We start from the raw sequence: 16,440 nt of genomic DNA on the forward strand, positions 1-16,440 counted from the left end.
AACGTTTGAAACCTGTATTGGTTGCAACCCCTTCTTTTACATGCCCTGGAGGCTGATTTAGGTGTTTTGAAACGTGGCAACAGGAAAGCTGTTTTTGCACTGTTTTTCAAAAAGCAGGCTTAAAACGCCTACCTCAAATACCAGGCATTACGGAAGGAGCGGAGTGGGCTCAGCTAAAGGCAAAGCGTTGAGTCCACCCTGTTCTTTCCAGCGCATGCGGTAGGCGTTCATGGCTGTGGTGCCCAGCTTCTGCAGTAAACGGTAATTGACCACCGCTCCCACGGGCGCCCCAATGACTGGAATCATCTGGGCCATCTTAGGGATATCAATATAGTCACGGTATTCCTGCTGCAGGTTGCGCCAGTCAAACTCATGGATGTCTTCGGGCAGGAGGTCTTTCTTGGTTTCCCAGTCCACCATCTGCAGGTAGACTTCGCGCCGGTGTTGCTGCCCGCTAAAGGCCAGTTGGAAGATGTGCAGCAGGTACACCCGTTCTTTGTAATCATCGGCTGCATACCCGTACAGGGCGGCAATGTCAAAGAGCATCTTCAGTTTGATGCTCAGCAGCAGCGGGAAATCAGTGAGGCCCAACAGAAAACCAGCTGCCCCGGTAAGCCCCCCTTCGGCCGCGGCCGTTTTCTTGTAGATCTCAATCCGTTGCCGAACGGCAGTTTCCTGCTCTTCCAGGGTGGCGGGCCGGGCTGGTTTGCCGGTGGTGAATTTTGCGCCAAACAACACCGCCCTGATCATCTGTTTGATGGTGGCAGTAATGGCCTGGTGTACCTTCTCTGGAATGTAGCTGTTTACTTTCTGCTGCAGCCCCCGGGTTAGGTGGTTGAAAAGCGAGGGAGACTGGAGCATCTGGTCCTGCCAGGTGCGCAATTCTTCAAGCACCTGTGTTTCATATGCGGTGGGCATGGCGGTAGAATAATCTAAATGTGGCTCTAGTTACTCAAATCAGGTGACTGTGCACCTACTTTTTTAAAAAGTGAGAAATGGTAGAGCTAAAGAGGTTTTAACTCGGCCTACCTACTTTTAGGGATAAAGGCCCTACTTGCATTATTTGAATAGCCGTTAAGTTTCCTAAGTTTTAAGGATAGGAACGCTATAAATAAATTCAGTTTAGGAGTTGAGTATTTCTGTTTTTTGGCCTACTATTAACCTTACTTACCGTAATTTTTACCTGAGGTTTACCTGAAAATGAATAAGAATTTAACTGGGCTCTACTCCATTGTCACCAAAGAAAAAAGGAGGATCATTGGGCTTATGTCTGGCACCTCCCTGGACGGGCTGGACGTGGCGCTTTGTGAATTCCAGGGCCATGGGCTGCAAACCCGCCTAACGCTCCAGGAATTTGAGACCATGCCCTACAGTAGTGACTTTAAAGAGAACGTAAAGGCTGTTTTCTCCAAGCGGCAGGTAGACCTGGAGACCGTTTGCCTGCTCAACGCTTTTATAGGAAGTTACCACGGTCAACTGATTCTGGATTGCCTGCAGAAATGGAACCTGACCCCAGCAGACGTGGATATCATTGCCAGCCACGGCCAGACCATTTACCATGCCCCGGCGGCCCAGCATAAAAAGGACGGCATGCCCAACGCCACCTTGCAGATAGGCGACGGCGACCACATAGCCGTGACAACCGGCATCATCACGCTTAGTGATTTCAGGCAAAAACACATAGCCGCCGGCGGCGAAGGAGCGCCCTTAGCGGTATACGGAGATTACCTGTTGTTCTCCAAACAAGGGCAGGACCGTATCATGCTTAACATTGGCGGCATTGCCAACTTCACCTTCTTGCCCGGCGACCTGGACACCCAGCGCATTTTCTCTACGGATGTAGGACCGGGTAATACCCTAATGGATGCCTATATACAGATGCATTTCCCAGGCACCTATTTTGACGCCGACTCTGAGGTAGCCCTGCGCGGGACCTACAGCCAACCGCTGTTAGATGCTTTAATGGACCATCCATTCTTCGGCCTGGGTTTCCCCAAAACCACCGGCCCCGAGTTGTTTAACCTGGCCTACCTAGAGAAAGCCCAGGCAGCCTCCGGGACCCAAGGGCTGGCAGTGGAAGATGTCATGGCCACCCTCAACCGGTTTTCTGCCCTGGGCATCTGTGAGGCCATCCAGAAAGGGACCGGCCAAAATAAAGGGTTTGAGATTTTCGTGAGCGGGGGCGGCATGCATAACCCTTTGCTGCTGTCTACCATTAAAAGCCTGTTAGGGGATACCATCATCAAAGACACCGCAGAACTGGGCATTTCTCCAGATGCTAAAGAGGCGGTTTTGTTTGCGACCCTGGCCAATGAAACGCTGGTAGGGGATGATATTTACTTTGGCTCCAGTGAACGGCTGGTGCCTTCGGTGCACATGGGTAAGATCAGTTTCCCTGCCTAAGAAGTTGAGTTTTTAGTTTAAATAGATTGTACCACCAAAAAGAAGGATTATGAGAAACACTTACATTAAGAGTGTGGCCTATTTAAAGGCCGCGCTTCTGTGCGTAATGCTGCTGGCCCTTTTACCGGGGCTCTCCTTTGGGCAAGCGGCCACCTACACCGTCACCGGTACGGTGGTGGACGCCCGTACCAAGGCCCCCCTAATTGGGGTGGTGGTAAAACTAGAGAACAGCAACTCTGCGGCGGCCACAGACGTGACAGGAAAATACCGCCTTGCCTTGAACGTGCCCGCTGGAACCTACCGGCTTGGTTTTTCCTATCTGGGCTACCAGCCTTTCACCAAGCCCTTGGTGCTGGGGTCTGACTTAACCGTGAATGAAGACGCCGCCCTGAGGGAGGACATTGTAGGGCTGGATGAAGTGGTGGTGACCGGTACCTCAGTGGCTACCAGTAAAAAGCAATTGGGCAATGCCATTTCTACCGTTACAGGGGCCGTGCTTGAAAACAGCGCGGCTACGTCTATAGACCAGGCTCTGGCCGGGAAAGTGTCTGGGGCCCAAATCACCCAGAACTCAGGTAACCCGGCAGGGGGCATAAGCGTGCGCCTTAGGGGAACCAGTACCGTGGTTGGCTCCGGTGACCCGCTGTACATTGTAGATGGGGTGATTATCAACAACTCTTCCTCTGAACTGATTGACCTGGGAGGCTACGCCCAGAACCGCTTGGTAGATATCAACCCCAATGACATTGAGCGCATGGAAATCATCAAAGGGGCGGCTGCGGCGGCTATTTATGGTTCCCGGGCCAGCAACGGGGTAGTCCAGATCTTTACCAAGCGCGGCAAAGAGGGGAAACCCAAAGTAACCGTCTCCAGCCAGTTTAGGGTAAACGAAGTGAGAAAGACCCTGGACTACAATGACTATCCTTTCCGGTTTGTCAATACCATTGCCACAGACTTAAACCAGGAACCCGTACAGCGCTATGATTACCAGGACAAGATTTTCCGGACGGCCTACGGTACCGAGAACAATGTGAACGTGTCTGGCGGAACCGCCAATACGCAGTATTTCCTGAGCGGAAACTACCTGAGTAATCAAGGTATTATTGACAACACCGACTTTAAAAGGGGAGGGACCCGCCTCCGGATTGACCAAACCCTGAATGACTGGATCTCTGTTTCGTTGGGCGCCAATTATACCCTTAGCACCAGTGCCGAGATTCCCAACGGGGGCTTGAGCGAAGCCTATGGGGCCTTGACCGGGTTTATCTTCAGCAATAACTTTATCAACCCAGACCCGGTGAACGGGGTGTACCCTTCTACCGCGCCAACGGCCGTTTTGCGTAGAACCAATCCCCTGGAAGCCATTAACCGCTTTGATTTCAGGCAGCGAACCAACCGTTTCATTGGGGACTTTCAATTGAAACTTACCCCAATCAAGAACCTGAACGTCAACTACACGCTGGGCTATGACAACGCCACCCAGATTGCCACGGGCTTTATTCCGGTTGGCAACACCACACCTTCTTATGATGCCGGGTATTCCCGCCGCGCGGACCGCACCTCTTACTTTCTCAACAATGACCTGAATGTCTCTTACCAAACCAAGTTGACGGACTGGTTAGAATCTACCACCGGGGTAGGGGCCACGGCTCAGTTAGAGAAGAACTTCACCACCGGTATTACCGGCACGCAGCTGGGGCCAATTGCCCAAATCTCTACGGGTGGGGCCACCGTGATCTCAGGCGAAGAAAGAAATGACATCAACATCCTGGGCTTTTTTGCCCAGCAGACCTTTGGGTTTAAAGACCGCCTGTTCTTGACCGGAGCTGGCCGGTATGACGTTTCCTCTGTGTTTGGGCCAGAAGACAGATGGCAGTTTTACCCTAAGGTGAGTGGCTCTTACGTGATTTCCAATGAGAGTTTCTGGGAAGGCTTTAAAACAATGGTGCCTATTCTTAAACTGCGGGCGTCTTACGGGGAGGCCGGTAATTTAACGGCTATTGGACCTAACAGCCGCTATACCAATTATTCTCCGGTGGCCTTGCCGGGTTTGCCAGGGGTGATTTCTTCCACCCTTTTAGGGAACCAGAGTATCAAACCAGAAAGACAGGTGGAAACCGAGTTTGGGGCAGATGCCAGTTTCCTGAATGGCAGACTGGGCTTTGAGTTCTCTGTGTATAAGAAAGACGTGAAGGACCTGCTGTTATTTATTGGGTTGGCGCCTTCCAGCGGATTTGTGAACCAGTACGCCAACATTGGTACCATGACCAACAAAGGGTTTGAGCTGATGCTTACCGGAGCACCCATCCAAACGGAGAATACAAAATGGACTTCCACGCTGATCTACTCTAAAAACAAAAATAAAATCAATGACATTCCGGGTGGGGTATTGCCCTTTGCCGGAGGATTTGGGCAAGTGGCCGCGGTGAACGGGTACCCTATTGGGGCCTTCTACGCTACCTACTTCGCCCGCAAAGAGGACGGGTCCCTTCTGCTCACGCCCGCGGGTTTACCCCAGGCCGAACGCATTGGCCGTAATCCTGCCACCGGTCAACCTACCGGGGCTACCAAACCCAAGGTGATTGGAGACCCTAACCCAGACTGGACCGGTTCCTGGGTGAATGATGTGACGGTAGGAAAAGGCTTCTCCTTCCGGGCCCAGGTAGATGCCTCTTACGGGTTTGACGTGTTCAACTTTACCCGTCGGGTAGGGGAACGCGACCTGTACGGTGGCCTGGCTGGGTATGAGCCAGAGTTAAGGGGCGAAGTGCCCAAGGGGACCTCTGCCGCCTTGTTCGGGATCTTTGAGAATTACATTGAAGACGGCTCTTTTATCAAACTGCGGGAATTGTCTGTTTCCTATGACCTGCAGCCGGCCTTTTTGGGCAGCGCCCGGGTACGGTTGAGCTTAGCTGGCCGTAACCTCTTCTCAATTGATGATTACAGCGGGTATGACCCAGAGATAAACGCCGCCGGGCAAACCAATGCGGTGCGTGGGTTTGACTTTGTGGAGGTGCCCATCCCCAGAACCTATGCCTTTGGTGTTAGCGTCTCCTTTTAATCTGTTTTACTTCAAATGATCATTCATATGAGACATATATCTTCCTTTTTTAAAATAGGCGCGTTATCAGCTGGTTTGCTGATGACCAGCGGTTGCGAACTGGATATTCCTAACCCAAACGCCGCCAATGACCTGGAAGTGCTCAACACCAGGGAAGGAATCATTGCCTTAAGCGTAGGCCTAAGGCAATTCTATTCTACCTCTGGGGTAGAGGCGGCCTACTTGTACCCGGGGGTGACCGGCCGTGAAATGAAAGGTGTAGCTACCTTTACCAACGTGCTGGAGCTGGAGGCCGGCGGAACGGCGTTGCCTACCTTCAATGGTAACATTCTGGGACTCTGGTCCCGGATGCAGCGCACCATGAGCATGAGTGAGCAGATTCTGGCAAACGCCCCTAATATCCCCACGTTAACCGGGGGTACCCTCAGCGGGATAATGGCGCAGGCCCATCTGTTCAACGCCATGGCCTTAGGTACGCTGGCTATGGCCTTTGAACAGGCAAACACCCAAACCAGCGTAACCAGCAAAGTTACTTTTAAGCCCAGGGCCGAGGTGCTGGCTGCTGCTATTTCGCATTTAGACCAAGGCATTGCCTTATTGAACGCCAATCCAGCGTCGCCGGAGTTTGTTTCTTTGGTAGGAGGGCCCAGCCTGAATCTGAAAAACGTGTTATACGCCATGAACGCGCGCTATAACCTGTATGCTGGTAACTATGCAGCCGCCATCACTAACGCTGACCTGGTGAATCTGACCCTGAAATCTGAGTACGTCTACAGCACCCTGAGCGTGAACCCTATCCACAACACGGTATTCATCTTAGGCTACTTCCGGCCCCGCGACAATTTTGGGTTGCCAGCGGGGTTATTTGAACCTGGAGACGCGCGCTACGGCTTCTACCTGGGCGACCCAAGCGCGGTGGTAAACGGAGACCCGGTTAAGACCCTCAAAGGATTCTTTAACAACCAAACAGTGCCTATTCCCATCTTTCTCACAGATGAGATCAAACTCATCAAAGCCGAGGCCCTGCTCCGGAGCAATGGTTCCCTCACGGATGCGCTGGCTTTGATCAACCAGGTAAGAACCCAAACCTCAGGTGACCCTTTTGGGGTAAATGCCGCCCTGCCAGCGTATGCAGGCGCTGTCACCAGAGATGCCCTGTTGCTGGAGGTGTATAAGCAACGATCGGCGGAGTTGTTCTTGAGTGGCCAGAAATGGGAAGATAGCCGCCGGTTTAACCGCCCGGGCCCACCGGGTACGTTAACAGAGCGTAACCGGAACTTCTATCCGTATCCAGACCAGGAACGACTCAACAACCCCAATACGCCACCTGATCCGGCCATCTAAAAGCAAAAGCGGCAGCCTAACCCAGGCTGCCGCTTTTATATTGGCATGCAAAGAATACGGACATAAGTACTATGTTGCAAAAATGCGTTTCGGGCCTGTTTTTCAAAAAAAAGGCCCGAAACGCGTTTAAGGGAAAAATGCCAACCAGTGGGTTTTACTTTCTGCCTTTGCCCCTTGTTCCGGCGGTGCGTTTTGGTTTATTGTCAGCGGTCGGCCGGGAAGTTCTTCCGCCGGCGGCGGGTTTGGCTGGCCGGGTCCCGGTGCTTTTGGCGGTTCTGCCTGCCGGTGCGGCGCCTTTGGGCGTTCTGTCGGTTTTATTGGAGGTGTGCTCAGATTTGGTCTTGAGGTTCTTGCCGGCCGAGGGTTTGCTCTTACGCGTGGGTCTGTTGGTTACCGCCCCAAACTCTACTGATTCTTCTTTAGGGCTTCTCTCTGATTTTGCCTTGGCGTTGCGGGGGGCTGAGTTACCACGCGGTCCGGAGGAAACGCTGCGCGGAGGCGCGCTTTTCACCTGGTGCACCTTTACCCCAAACTCTTCCTCAGACAGCAGGTTCTCATACTCCTCCTCGGCGGTTTTTTTATCGGCCTTGGCGGTTTTACGGCCTACAGAGGCATCTGCGGTTTTAGAGGACCCGGCTACTAACTGGTTAATAGATTTGATTTCCTCCAGCGTTAAATAGCGCCAGTGGCCCGCCGGTAAATCGCCTAGCTTCACGGTCATGATACGCACGCGTTTCAGCTTCTCTACTTTGTAGCCCAGGGCTTCGCACATACGCCTGATCTGGCGGTTCAACCCCTGGGTAAGAATGATCTTGAAAACCTTGTGGCCCTGCTGCTGCACAAAACACTCTTTGGTCATGCCCTCAAACAAGGGAACGCCGCTGCCCATTTTCTTGATGAATTCCTCCGTGATCGGCTTGTCTACCATCACCACGTATTCTTTCTCGTGGTTGTTGTCGGCGCGCAGGATTTTGTTGACAATATCACCGTCGTTAGTCAGGAAGATAAGACCCTCAGAGGAGTTGTCCAGACGCCCAATGGGGAAGATGCGTTTAGGATAGCCAATAAAGTCAATAATGTTCTTCTTGTCTTTTGTGTCTGTGGTGGTAGTGATGCCAGTGGGCTTGTTAAAGGCAATGTAAATGGCGCGGTCAGTGGCTTTTTTAGCCTTTACCTGCTCACCGTCCACGGCCACTTTGTCGCCGGCCTTTACGGTGGCGCCTTTTTTGGCGTCTTTCCCGTTTATGGTCACGCGGCCCTCTTCTATGTATTGGTCGGCCTCGCGGCGCGAGCAGAAGCCCGAGTCACTGATGAATTTATTGAGGCGTATGTTGGTGTCTGTTGACATGGATGCAATAGGTGAATGAATGATGGAGTAATGGATGGAAGGAGAGAAGAATGGTAAGCTACTGCCTCTCCCTTAATAGCTGGTTCACTTGCTTTATTTACGGCTCTTGACTGGGAAAGGTAAACGGCAGCACCCAAAGGCAAGGAAGGGAAGTGCGTTCCGGTAAAGGGCTTATCTGTAGAAGGTCCTGAGGTAAAGGTCTTCTACCTTTTTGCGGGCCCAGTCAGTCTTGCGCAGAAAGGTGAGGCTGGATTTGATGCTGGGGTTAGAATTGAAACTGTTAATGTTAATGCGGGTCCCCAGGCCTTCCCAGCCGAAGTGGTCCACCAACTGTACCAGAATACTTTCCAGCGTTTTACCGTGCAACGGGTTGTTTTTCTGTTCTTCCATAGTTACGGTGCAAAGTTAGTCTTTCTGCACGAGTTTTACGCAGCCCAGGTTTTCTGGTGAAAACAGGTTGCACCCTCTGGCCTGGTTTAGCCCTCTTTTTCAAAAAACGGCCTCAAAACCCAACCCCTTTCCTGTGTTTGGCGGGCGGCAGAAAAATAAATTTTAGTAACTTCCAGAAGTTTTAGCCCAGGATGGTTGAAGGCGCCATGTGCATGGCCAGGGAGGGGAAGGGCAGAAGAGACGTTAATTTCTGAATATGGAGAAAACCTTTCACCCCCAGGCCATGCTGCATGCCAACCTTTCAATAGAAGATTTTCTGCAGACCTACGCCACGCACCCGGTGTACAATCCGCCCCGCGGCCCCCAGCTCCACGCCAAAAACTGGCAGTCTGAAGCTGCCCTGCGCATGTTCCTCAATAACCTCACCGCCGAGGTAGCCGAAGACCCCGAACGTCTGGTGGTGTATGGCGGCATTGGCCAAGCCGCCCGCACGCCCCAGGACGCCCGCAAGATCGTGGAACTGCTCCTCACCCTGGAAGAAGACGAAAGCCTATTAATTCAGTCTGGCAAACCGGTGGGCAAGATACGCTCGCATTCAGAGGCGCCGCGGGTCCTCATTGCCAACAGCAACCTGGTGCCCCACTGGGCCACCTGGGAGCATTTCAACCAACTGCGCGAGCGGGGCCTGATGATGTACGGCCAGATGACGGCCGGCTCCTGGATCTACATTGGCACCCAGGGCATCCTGCAGGGCACCTATGAGACCTTCGCGGCCTGTGGCCGATTGCACTTTGGCGGCGACCTGCGCTACCGGCTATTAGTGACCGGCGGACTGGGCGGCATGGGCGGGGCGCAACCCCTGGCGGCCACCATGGCCGGCGCCACTTTCCTGGGCGTAGACATTGACCCTGAGCGCATCCAGAAACGCCTGGATACCCGCTACCTGGATAAGATGACTTATGACTACGAGGAGGCCAAACGGTGGGTGCTGGAAGCCCAGCAAAGCGGCCAGGCCTTGTCTGTAGGGCTGGTAGGCGACATTGGCGATGTACTGGAACGCCTGCTGCAGGATAACATCACCCCAGATATTTTAACGGACCAGACCTCGGCCCATGACCCCATCAACGGTTACGTGCCCAACGGCCTCACCCTGGAAGAGGCCAAGGCTCTACGCCAAGCCAACCCCGACGAATACAAAGCCCGCTCCTTAAAAAGCATGGCCCGCCACGTGCATTTCATGCTGGAACTGCAGCGCCGCGGCAGCCGCACTTTTGACTACGGCAACAACCTGCGCGAATTCGCGAAACAGGGCGGCGAGCCAAATGCATTTAACATTCCCGGGTTCGTGCCCGAATACATGCGCCCATTGTTCTGCGAAGGCAAAGGCCCGTTTAGATGGGCAGCCCTCTCCGGCGACCCAGAAGATATTAGGGTCACGGATGAGGCTCTGAAAACACTCTTCCCCGAGAACACGCACATGATCAACTGGCTGGAGCAGGCGCAAGAGAAAGTAGCGTTCCAAGGTTTACCGTGCCGCATCTGCTGGCTGGGCATGGGCGAGCGCGAAAAGGCTGGTCTCCTGTTCAACCAGCTGGTGCGGGAAGGCAAGGTAAAAGCCCCCATTGTGATTGGCCGTGACCACCTGGACTGCGGCTCAGTGGCCTCACCGTATCGCGAGACTGAAGGCATGCTGGACGGCTCGGACGCCGTCTCTGATTGGCCGCTGCTTAACCTCATGGCCAACACTAGCGGGGGCGCCACCTGGGTCTCCTTCCACCACGGCGGCGGCGTGGGTATTGGCTACTCGCAGCACGCGGGCATGGTAATCCTGGCAGACGGCACAGACCGTGCCGACCGCTGCCTGCGCCGCGTCCTCTACAATGATCCCGCCCTGGGCATCTACCGCCACGCCGATGCCGGCTATGAAACGGCCCAGCAGAACGCAGAGAAGTTCGGACTGAAGGTGTAAGAAGTGAGTGAGTTTCTCCCTCTTTGTCATCCTGAAAGGATCTTGGTGGCGAACGGTATTAACCTTAATCATACGCAACTGCCGTCCGCCCACAAGGTTCTTTCAGGATGACAAAATGGAAAAAGCATCGAAAAGACTGATGCTTGAAGATTTTAGCCAACGCTTGCACCAAAAATTGAAAGGAAGGAACGTCCATCAGTTTACAGAAGTAAAAACAGTTAAAGCAAAATGCCAACGCTCATAGGTCCCTTTTCGCAGATTCTCACCATGGCCAACCTGCCGGTAGCCGGGCCGTTGGCTGATGCCCAATTGGAGGTGCTAGAACAGGCGGGTATTTTGGTGGAGGGCGAGCACATTTTTCAAGTAGGTTCCTATGAAAAACTCCTAATAGAAGCGAAGGCAAACCAATACGATCATTGTGAAATAAAGGAACCTCTGGTGCTCATGCCTGGCTTGGTAGATGCGCACACACATATCTGTTTCGCGGGTTCCCGGGCCAATGATTATGCCTTACGGGTTGCGGGCAAAAGCTACCTTGAAATTGCCCGAAGCGGGGGTGGTATCCTGGACTCAGTAAGGAAAACCAGGGCTGCTTCACTAGAGGAGCTAACCAGATTACTGCACCAAAGGGCGGGCCGGCACCTAACCGAAGGCGTGACAACCTGCGAGGTGAAAAGCGGCTACGGCTTAACGGTGCCAGACGAACTGAAAATGCTGGAGGCCATTCAGCAAGTAGACCAACAACAGCCCCTTGACCTGATTCCCACGTGCCTGGCCGCCCATATGCGTCCGCCTGAATTCACCGAAGCAAAAGAATACCTAGAAACTATTTTAAATGAGTTGCTGCCCCAGGTGAAAACGCGCAACCTGGCCCACCGGGTAGATATCTTCATTGAAGACACAGCCTTTTCAGAAGCGGAGTCCCTGAAGTACTTAAAAGCGGCCCAAGCTTTGGGGTTTGAAGTAACAGTACACGCTGACCAGTTCTCAACTGGCGGAAGTAGGATCGCCGCAGCTGTAAAAGCCGCCAGCGCCGACCATCTGGAGGCAAGTGGCCCAGAGGAGATTGCTTTGCTACGAGAGGCTGGGGTAGTAGCCACGGTTTTGCCCGGTGCCTCTATGGGTTTAGGCATGGACTTCGCGCCCGCGCGGCAGATGCTGGACGGCGGCCTTTGCGTGGCCATCGCCACAGACTGGAACCCCGGCTCAGCCCCCATGGGCGATCTGCTGCTGCAGGCGGCGGTACTGGGCGCGGCACAGAAACTAACTACCGCCGAAACCCTGGCCGGCATTACTTTTCGGGGAGCGCATGCTCTTCGACTGGCAGACAGGGGTACGCTGGAAAAGGGGCTTTTAGCTGATATGATCGCCTTCCCTGTCCACAACTACCAGGAAATTCTCTACCACCAAGGAAAACTCAAACCCACCCATATCTGGAAGCGGGGCATACTTCTTTCCCGAGCAGACCAATTATCTTTTACCCAAAACGCCCATGTACAAACCATCAGATAAAACCACCTGGAAGGGAAGAACAGACATGCAGGATGGGGTCTTAGGGCTCAGGTGGCACCAAGTGGTTCACTTCCTGGATTTGTCAAGGGAGGTGGAAGAGGGCCACGGCAACTTCGTATTTTTAGGTTTCCAGTGTGATGAAGGCATCCGGCGGAACCAGGGCAGGTCTGGAGCTGCGGCGGGTCCAACGGCTTTGCGGCTGGCCATGTCTTCCTTCGCCGATCATTTACCCGAAGATGTGGTGCTATATGCCGGGGGCGATATTATCTGCCACAACCAAATGATGGAGCCCGCTCAGATTCAACTGGGCAAAAAAGTGGAAATGCTCCTCAAGAAAGGCTATAAACCGTTAGTGCTGGGCGGCGGACATGAAACGGCCTATGGGCATTACCTGGGCATCAAAAAAGTCTTGAAGACCGAGGAAAAACTAGGCATTATTAATTTTGATGCCCACTTTGACCTGCGTTCCTATGCCACCCATCCGCACTCCGGGAGTCCTTTCCTGCAGATAGCTGATGACCTGCACGTCAATGACAAAGAATTCCATTACCTCTGCCTGGGTATTCAGGAAAGCAGCAATACGCGTATGCTTTTCCAGACGGCCCAGGAATTGGAAGCGGACTATGTATTGGCCGAAGACCTGCAAGTAGGTCCCAGCGAGACCGTGCGGGCGCAGGTAGAAACTTTCCTTGCCCAGGTAGACAAGGTCTATGTAACGATTGACCTGGATGTGTTCGCTGCTGCCTACGCCCCTGGGGTAAGCGCCCCCTCTGCCTTAGGCATCACGCCGCAAATAGCACTTCCGCTTCTTCAGCAAATCATCGCCTCGGGCAAGTTGTTGACCCTTGATGTGGTAGAGTTGAATCCCTCCCTGGACCAGGATAGTAGAACCGCCAAACTTGCGGCAGGGTTGCTGTATCAAGTAGTGAAGTGGTGGAAGTAAGAAGGTAGTTTGTTCCCGCTGAGCGGTATGTTCTTTGTTTCGTTGTTGGTGTATAAGCCTCTTCCCGCTGCTAATCCTGCCGTTTTGGGTTTTCTTAGGGCCAACGACTAGAACTGCTTATCCCTAGCTATAAACTTGTGCGCGCATTCCCGCCTGCTGCTGCCGTGGTGTCTGCTGTAGCCTTAAGCCCTTATGCTTTCTTGTTTCATGGTTTCTCTCCGAGCGCTCACGGCCGCGGGGCCTCGTCTTTCCTACTCGCACTGCCCATGCGGCCGTATTGCTTTCTGCCCTTAGCCAAGCCCCTGCAGGGCCACAAGCGAGGCGCTCGAAGTAAAGACTGGAACTGGGCAATGCGTGGAAGGTATTTGGTGAAATGTGTTTTGGGCTGCTGGCGTTTTAGGCACGTTTTTGGAAAAACAGGCTCAAAACAGAATACCCTTTACTAAGCGCAGACTCCCCCCTTGAGGGGGGCGAAGGGGGGTGTTTACAAAGAAGAGCACATTTTGCGGATTTATCGCATTGCCCTCTTCCTTGTCCCCCTTTGAAGGGGTAGGGGGATGATTTCTCCTGCCGATCATCTCAGAACTCAAGACTCAGAACTCAGCGCAGCTGCATTGTTTCCAGCCCATTTTTTCAAAAATAGGCTCAAAACCCAATATTCCCACTAGCAAACCATTGCCAACGTTAAGCAGAATTTCGCTCCGCATTAATGATCCCGAAGGAGCAGCGCATGACCAGTTTCTCATAGGTGGCTTTGTTTTTGGTGGCGGTTTCCTGTTCCTCCATTTCGCGTATTTTAGTAAGGGCGAACTGCTGGATAGTGAGCAGGGGTAGTTCAATGCGTTGGCGCATCTGGATGGAGAGCAGGTTCACGGGTTTGTCTTCCATTAGCTGGCTGTTACCGGTGAGCCGCAGCACATATTTCTTGGTGCATTCAAATTCCTTGTAGATCATGTTCCAGAGCGGACCGTACTGCGGGTGGTTGGCCAGGAAGGCCGTGAGCGGGAAGAAGCACTTGGTCATAGCCATCTCGCAGTTGCCTAGCAAGGTCCTAAAGAATAGTGAGCGGTGGTAGAGTTGCTGAATGGCTTCCCAATGACCCTCGGCTTCCAGTTTTTCCATGGCTGAACCCACGCCGTAGTACCCGGGTAGATTTTGCTTGAGCTGGCTCCAGGAGCCCACGTACGGCACCGCCCGAAGGTCGTTCAGGTTCAATTTGCCGGGCTTGCGTTTAGAGGGACGGCTGCCAATGTTGGCCTCGGCGTAGTAGCGCAGAGGGCTGGCGTAGTTCAGGTATTCCAGGAAGTTTGGGTTGTTCTTGAGCGTGTTGTAGGCCTGGTAGCTGGCATCGGCTAGCTGTTGCATAAGTTGTTCCTCTTCTGGGGTGAAGGTGGCCTCCTTGGCCGTGAACAACGCGTTTCTAATGCCTGCGTGCAACAATTGCTCCATGTTATACTGTGCCGCATCAATAGTCCCGAAGTTGGAGCTGATAGTCTGGCCCTGAATGGTAAGCTGGATTTCTTTGCTAGCGATTTTAGGGCCCATAGAGGCGTAAAACTGATGGGTCCTTCCGCCGCCGCGGGCAGGAGGGCCACCCCGGCCGTCAAAGAAGACTACCTGCAGGTCATGCTGCTGGGCCAGGGCACTCAGTTCTTCCTTGGCTTTGTAGATGCTCCAGTTAGACATGAGGTAACCGCCGTCTTTGGTGCCGTCTGAGAAACCCAGCATGATGGTCTGGATGTTGCCGCGCCGTTTCAGGTGCTGGCGGTACACGCCGTTGGCGTACAGGGCCTGCATCACGTCATGCGCATTTCTCAGGTCATCAATGGTCTCAAACAGCGGAACAATGTCTACGGAGAGTTCTTCTGGTTTCCAGCCGCTGAGCAGGAACAGGCCGTAGGCTTCCATCACGTCCAGGGCGCTGGTGCTGTGACTGATGATGTAGCGATGGCTGCCTTCCTCGCCGTTGATGGCCTGAATGGTTTTCATTGCCTGCATTGACTGCAGCGTGTCCCGGTGCAATTCATTTTCCAGGGCGGCGGGGTCTACGGTAGAAGTGCCAGCAAGCAAGGCATTAATTTTCTCTTCAGGGGTCAGGGAAGTGTAGTTGTCAGGCAGGGCCTGGGTAGAGGCGGCAATGGCCTCCAGCACCTCGGCGTGCGCCGAACTGTCTTGGCGTACATCCAGTGAAGCGAAGAAAAGCCCGAACAGCTCCACTTTCCTGATCAGGTTCTCGGCCAGGTTCAGGAAAAGGCTGTTGTGATCTTTGATGAGGGTTTCCTTGATTTGCCGCAGAGGGGCCAGAATGTCTTCCTTGATGATATCGGCTTTGTAGCCGGGCAGGAAAAGGTTGTTGTAGAGTTTCTGTTCCAGCGTGACCAGTTCGCTGAGGACCCCTTTAAACGTGAGGCGGCGCTTGAGTTTGCGCACGTCCCGGTAATAAGATTTGATGATGCTGCCGCGAAGGGCCTCGGCCACTTTTAAGGTAATTTCTGCCGTTACAAAGGGATTCCCGTCCCGGTCGCCGCCCGGCCAGAAACCCAACCTGATGAGGGGGTGCTGCTCTGGAACGGCACTGGGGAACTGGCTTTTAAGGTAGGTCATGATCTGACCGGCGGCCTGGTAAAAGACGTTCTCCAGGTACCAGATCAGGCTCACGGCCTCATCATACGGCGATGGTTTCTCATTTTTGAAAAACGGGGTTTTGCCCAATTGCCGCAGGTAGCTGTTGACTTGCGCGGTGTTATCATTTAATAGCGCCTTTGAAAGGTCATTGATGATGCCCAGGACCTCGCTGGGGTAGAATTGGGTGGGGTGGGCGGTAAGCACCAACCGAACCGAGTAATCCTTCAGCTTTTCTTTCAGTTGGGGTTGGGTCTGGGTTTGCTCCACCTCGGCCTGCAGATGTTTTAAGGTACCGGCACCCGCCATGTCATGGATCTCCCGGAAAGAGGCGTCCTCTAAGGCATCAAACAGCACCACCTGCCGCTCAGCGTACTGCACAAACCGGAACAGCAGATCGGTCTGTTCCTGCAGGCTACGGTAAGGCGTGTATTGGCTAAAGAATGTCTGGATGATTTCGGCTGGGCTCTGGCCTTTCTCATACCCCTCTTCACAATGCAGCAAAAAGATGGAAAGCAACACCCCCGTTTTCTCTACCCTATGAAAAGGCAACGACGTGAAAAGGCTGTTATACAACTGAAATTTAAGGCCTACGTGTTTGTCATAGGTTTGTAGGGCGCTGTTGGCAGAACCATCCATACGGGTGCGGGTTTGTTAGAGGAGAAGCATCCCATTAACGCAGGAATTCTTCAGTAGGTTGATTGGCTGTCCGCTAAAATAAAATAAGAAAGCAGACTGTCAAATATAATAGAAAATAGGTTTAAGCTATTAATATTCGCAATAAAATTATAGTGTTGTGATGATATTTATATAGAAAAGTGTTTTTGCTTCTATTTCTCTCAAACGTT

Annotated in this window: 10 protein-coding genes; 6 read left to right on the forward strand and 4 right to left on the reverse strand. The window is 53.1% G+C overall.

The window, feature by feature from the left end:
• Positions 1-147: 147 nt before the first annotated feature.
• On the reverse strand, positions 148-918 hold the full coding sequence (locus ACYVJQ_RS06325) for an EcsC family protein (RefSeq protein ID WP_460892223.1): 771 nt from the start codon (positions 916-918) through the stop codon (positions 148-150).
• 282 nt (positions 919-1,200) lie between these two features.
• On the opposite strand from ACYVJQ_RS06325, the gene ACYVJQ_RS06330 reads away from it, so the two are divergent.
• From ACYVJQ_RS06330 to ACYVJQ_RS06340, 3 genes are read left to right on the forward strand one after another with little or no spacing between them, the layout of a single operon-like run.
• Positions 1,201-2,403 (forward strand): anhydro-N-acetylmuramic acid kinase, encoded by a 1,203-nt coding sequence (locus tag ACYVJQ_RS06330; RefSeq protein WP_460892224.1) that lies wholly within the window; start codon positions 1,201-1,203, stop codon positions 2,401-2,403.
• A gap of 49 nt (positions 2,404-2,452) precedes the next feature.
• Complete coding sequence (locus ACYVJQ_RS06335) at positions 2,453-5,464, forward strand: SusC/RagA family TonB-linked outer membrane protein (RefSeq protein WP_460892225.1); 3,012 nt, start codon at positions 2,453-2,455, stop codon at positions 5,462-5,464.
• A gap of 27 nt (positions 5,465-5,491) precedes the next feature.
• Positions 5,492-6,808, forward strand: a complete 1,317-nt coding sequence (locus ACYVJQ_RS06340; protein WP_460892226.1) for a RagB/SusD family nutrient uptake outer membrane protein — start codon at positions 5,492-5,494, stop codon at positions 6,806-6,808.
• Positions 6,809-6,962: 154 nt separating this feature from the next.
• On the opposite strand, the gene rluF is transcribed toward ACYVJQ_RS06340, so the two are convergent.
• Together rluF and ACYVJQ_RS06350 are read right to left on the reverse strand one after the other, a co-directional pair.
• Entirely contained in the window at positions 6,963-8,156 is a 1,194-nt protein-coding gene (gene rluF / locus ACYVJQ_RS06345) for a 23S rRNA pseudouridine(2604) synthase RluF (RefSeq protein WP_460892227.1), read from the reverse strand.
• Between the two features lie 171 nt (positions 8,157-8,327).
• Positions 8,328-8,546, reverse strand: a complete 219-nt coding sequence (locus ACYVJQ_RS06350; RefSeq protein ID WP_460892228.1) for a VF530 family protein — start codon at positions 8,544-8,546, stop codon at positions 8,328-8,330.
• 256 nt (positions 8,547-8,802) lie between these two features.
• Between ACYVJQ_RS06350 and hutU the strand changes: the two genes are divergently transcribed.
• From hutU to hutG, 3 genes are all read left to right on the forward strand, one after another.
• Positions 8,803-10,515: a urocanate hydratase gene (gene hutU / locus ACYVJQ_RS06355; RefSeq protein WP_460892229.1), complete on the forward strand. Its 1,713-nt coding sequence runs from the start codon at positions 8,803-8,805 to the stop codon at positions 10,513-10,515.
• 228 nt (positions 10,516-10,743) lie between these two features.
• Positions 10,744-12,027 carry an imidazolonepropionase gene (gene hutI / locus ACYVJQ_RS06360; RefSeq protein WP_460892230.1) on the forward strand — a complete coding sequence of 428 codons (1,284 nt, stop codon included), beginning with the start codon at positions 10,744-10,746 and terminating at the stop codon, positions 12,025-12,027.
• Positions 12,008-12,970 carry a formimidoylglutamase gene (gene hutG / locus ACYVJQ_RS06365; protein WP_460892231.1) on the forward strand — a complete coding sequence of 321 codons (963 nt, stop codon included), beginning with the start codon at positions 12,008-12,010 and terminating at the stop codon, positions 12,968-12,970. The genes hutI and hutG overlap by 20 nt, the downstream gene beginning before the upstream one ends.
• Positions 12,971-13,654: 684 nt before the next feature.
• Here hutG and ACYVJQ_RS06370 read toward each other — a convergent pair.
• On the reverse strand, positions 13,655-16,231 hold the full coding sequence (locus ACYVJQ_RS06370; protein WP_460892232.1) for a phosphoenolpyruvate carboxylase: 2,577 nt from the start codon (positions 16,229-16,231) through the stop codon (positions 13,655-13,657).
• Positions 16,232-16,440 lie beyond the last annotated feature (209 nt).

The organism is Rufibacter soli (assembly GCF_054781795.1).

Excerpts from the sequence above, each read along its gene's own strand:
- ACYVJQ_RS06370 (WP_460892232.1), bottom strand. The coding sequence starts at position 16,231 with ATGGATGGTTCTGCCAACAGCGCCCTACAAACCTATGACAAACACGTA.
- hutU (WP_460892229.1), top strand. The coding sequence starts at position 8,803 with ATGGAGAAAACCTTTCACCCCCAGGCCATGCTGCATGCCAACCTTTCA.
- hutG (WP_460892231.1), top strand. The coding sequence starts at position 12,008 with ATGTACAAACCATCAGATAAAACCACCTGGAAGGGAAGAACAGACATG.
- ACYVJQ_RS06325 (WP_460892223.1), bottom strand. The coding sequence starts at position 918 with ATGCCCACCGCATATGAAACACAGGTGCTTGAAGAATTGCGCACCTGG.
- hutI (WP_460892230.1), top strand. The coding sequence starts at position 10,744 with ATGCCAACGCTCATAGGTCCCTTTTCGCAGATTCTCACCATGGCCAAC.
- ACYVJQ_RS06340 (WP_460892226.1), top strand. The coding sequence starts at position 5,492 with ATGAGACATATATCTTCCTTTTTTAAAATAGGCGCGTTATCAGCTGGT.
- ACYVJQ_RS06330 (WP_460892224.1), top strand. The coding sequence starts at position 1,201 with ATGAATAAGAATTTAACTGGGCTCTACTCCATTGTCACCAAAGAAAAA.
- rluF (WP_460892227.1), bottom strand. The coding sequence starts at position 8,156 with ATGTCAACAGACACCAACATACGCCTCAATAAATTCATCAGTGACTCG.
- ACYVJQ_RS06350 (WP_460892228.1), bottom strand. The coding sequence starts at position 8,546 with ATGGAAGAACAGAAAAACAACCCGTTGCACGGTAAAACGCTGGAAAGT.
- ACYVJQ_RS06335 (WP_460892225.1), top strand. The coding sequence starts at position 2,453 with ATGAGAAACACTTACATTAAGAGTGTGGCCTATTTAAAGGCCGCGCTT.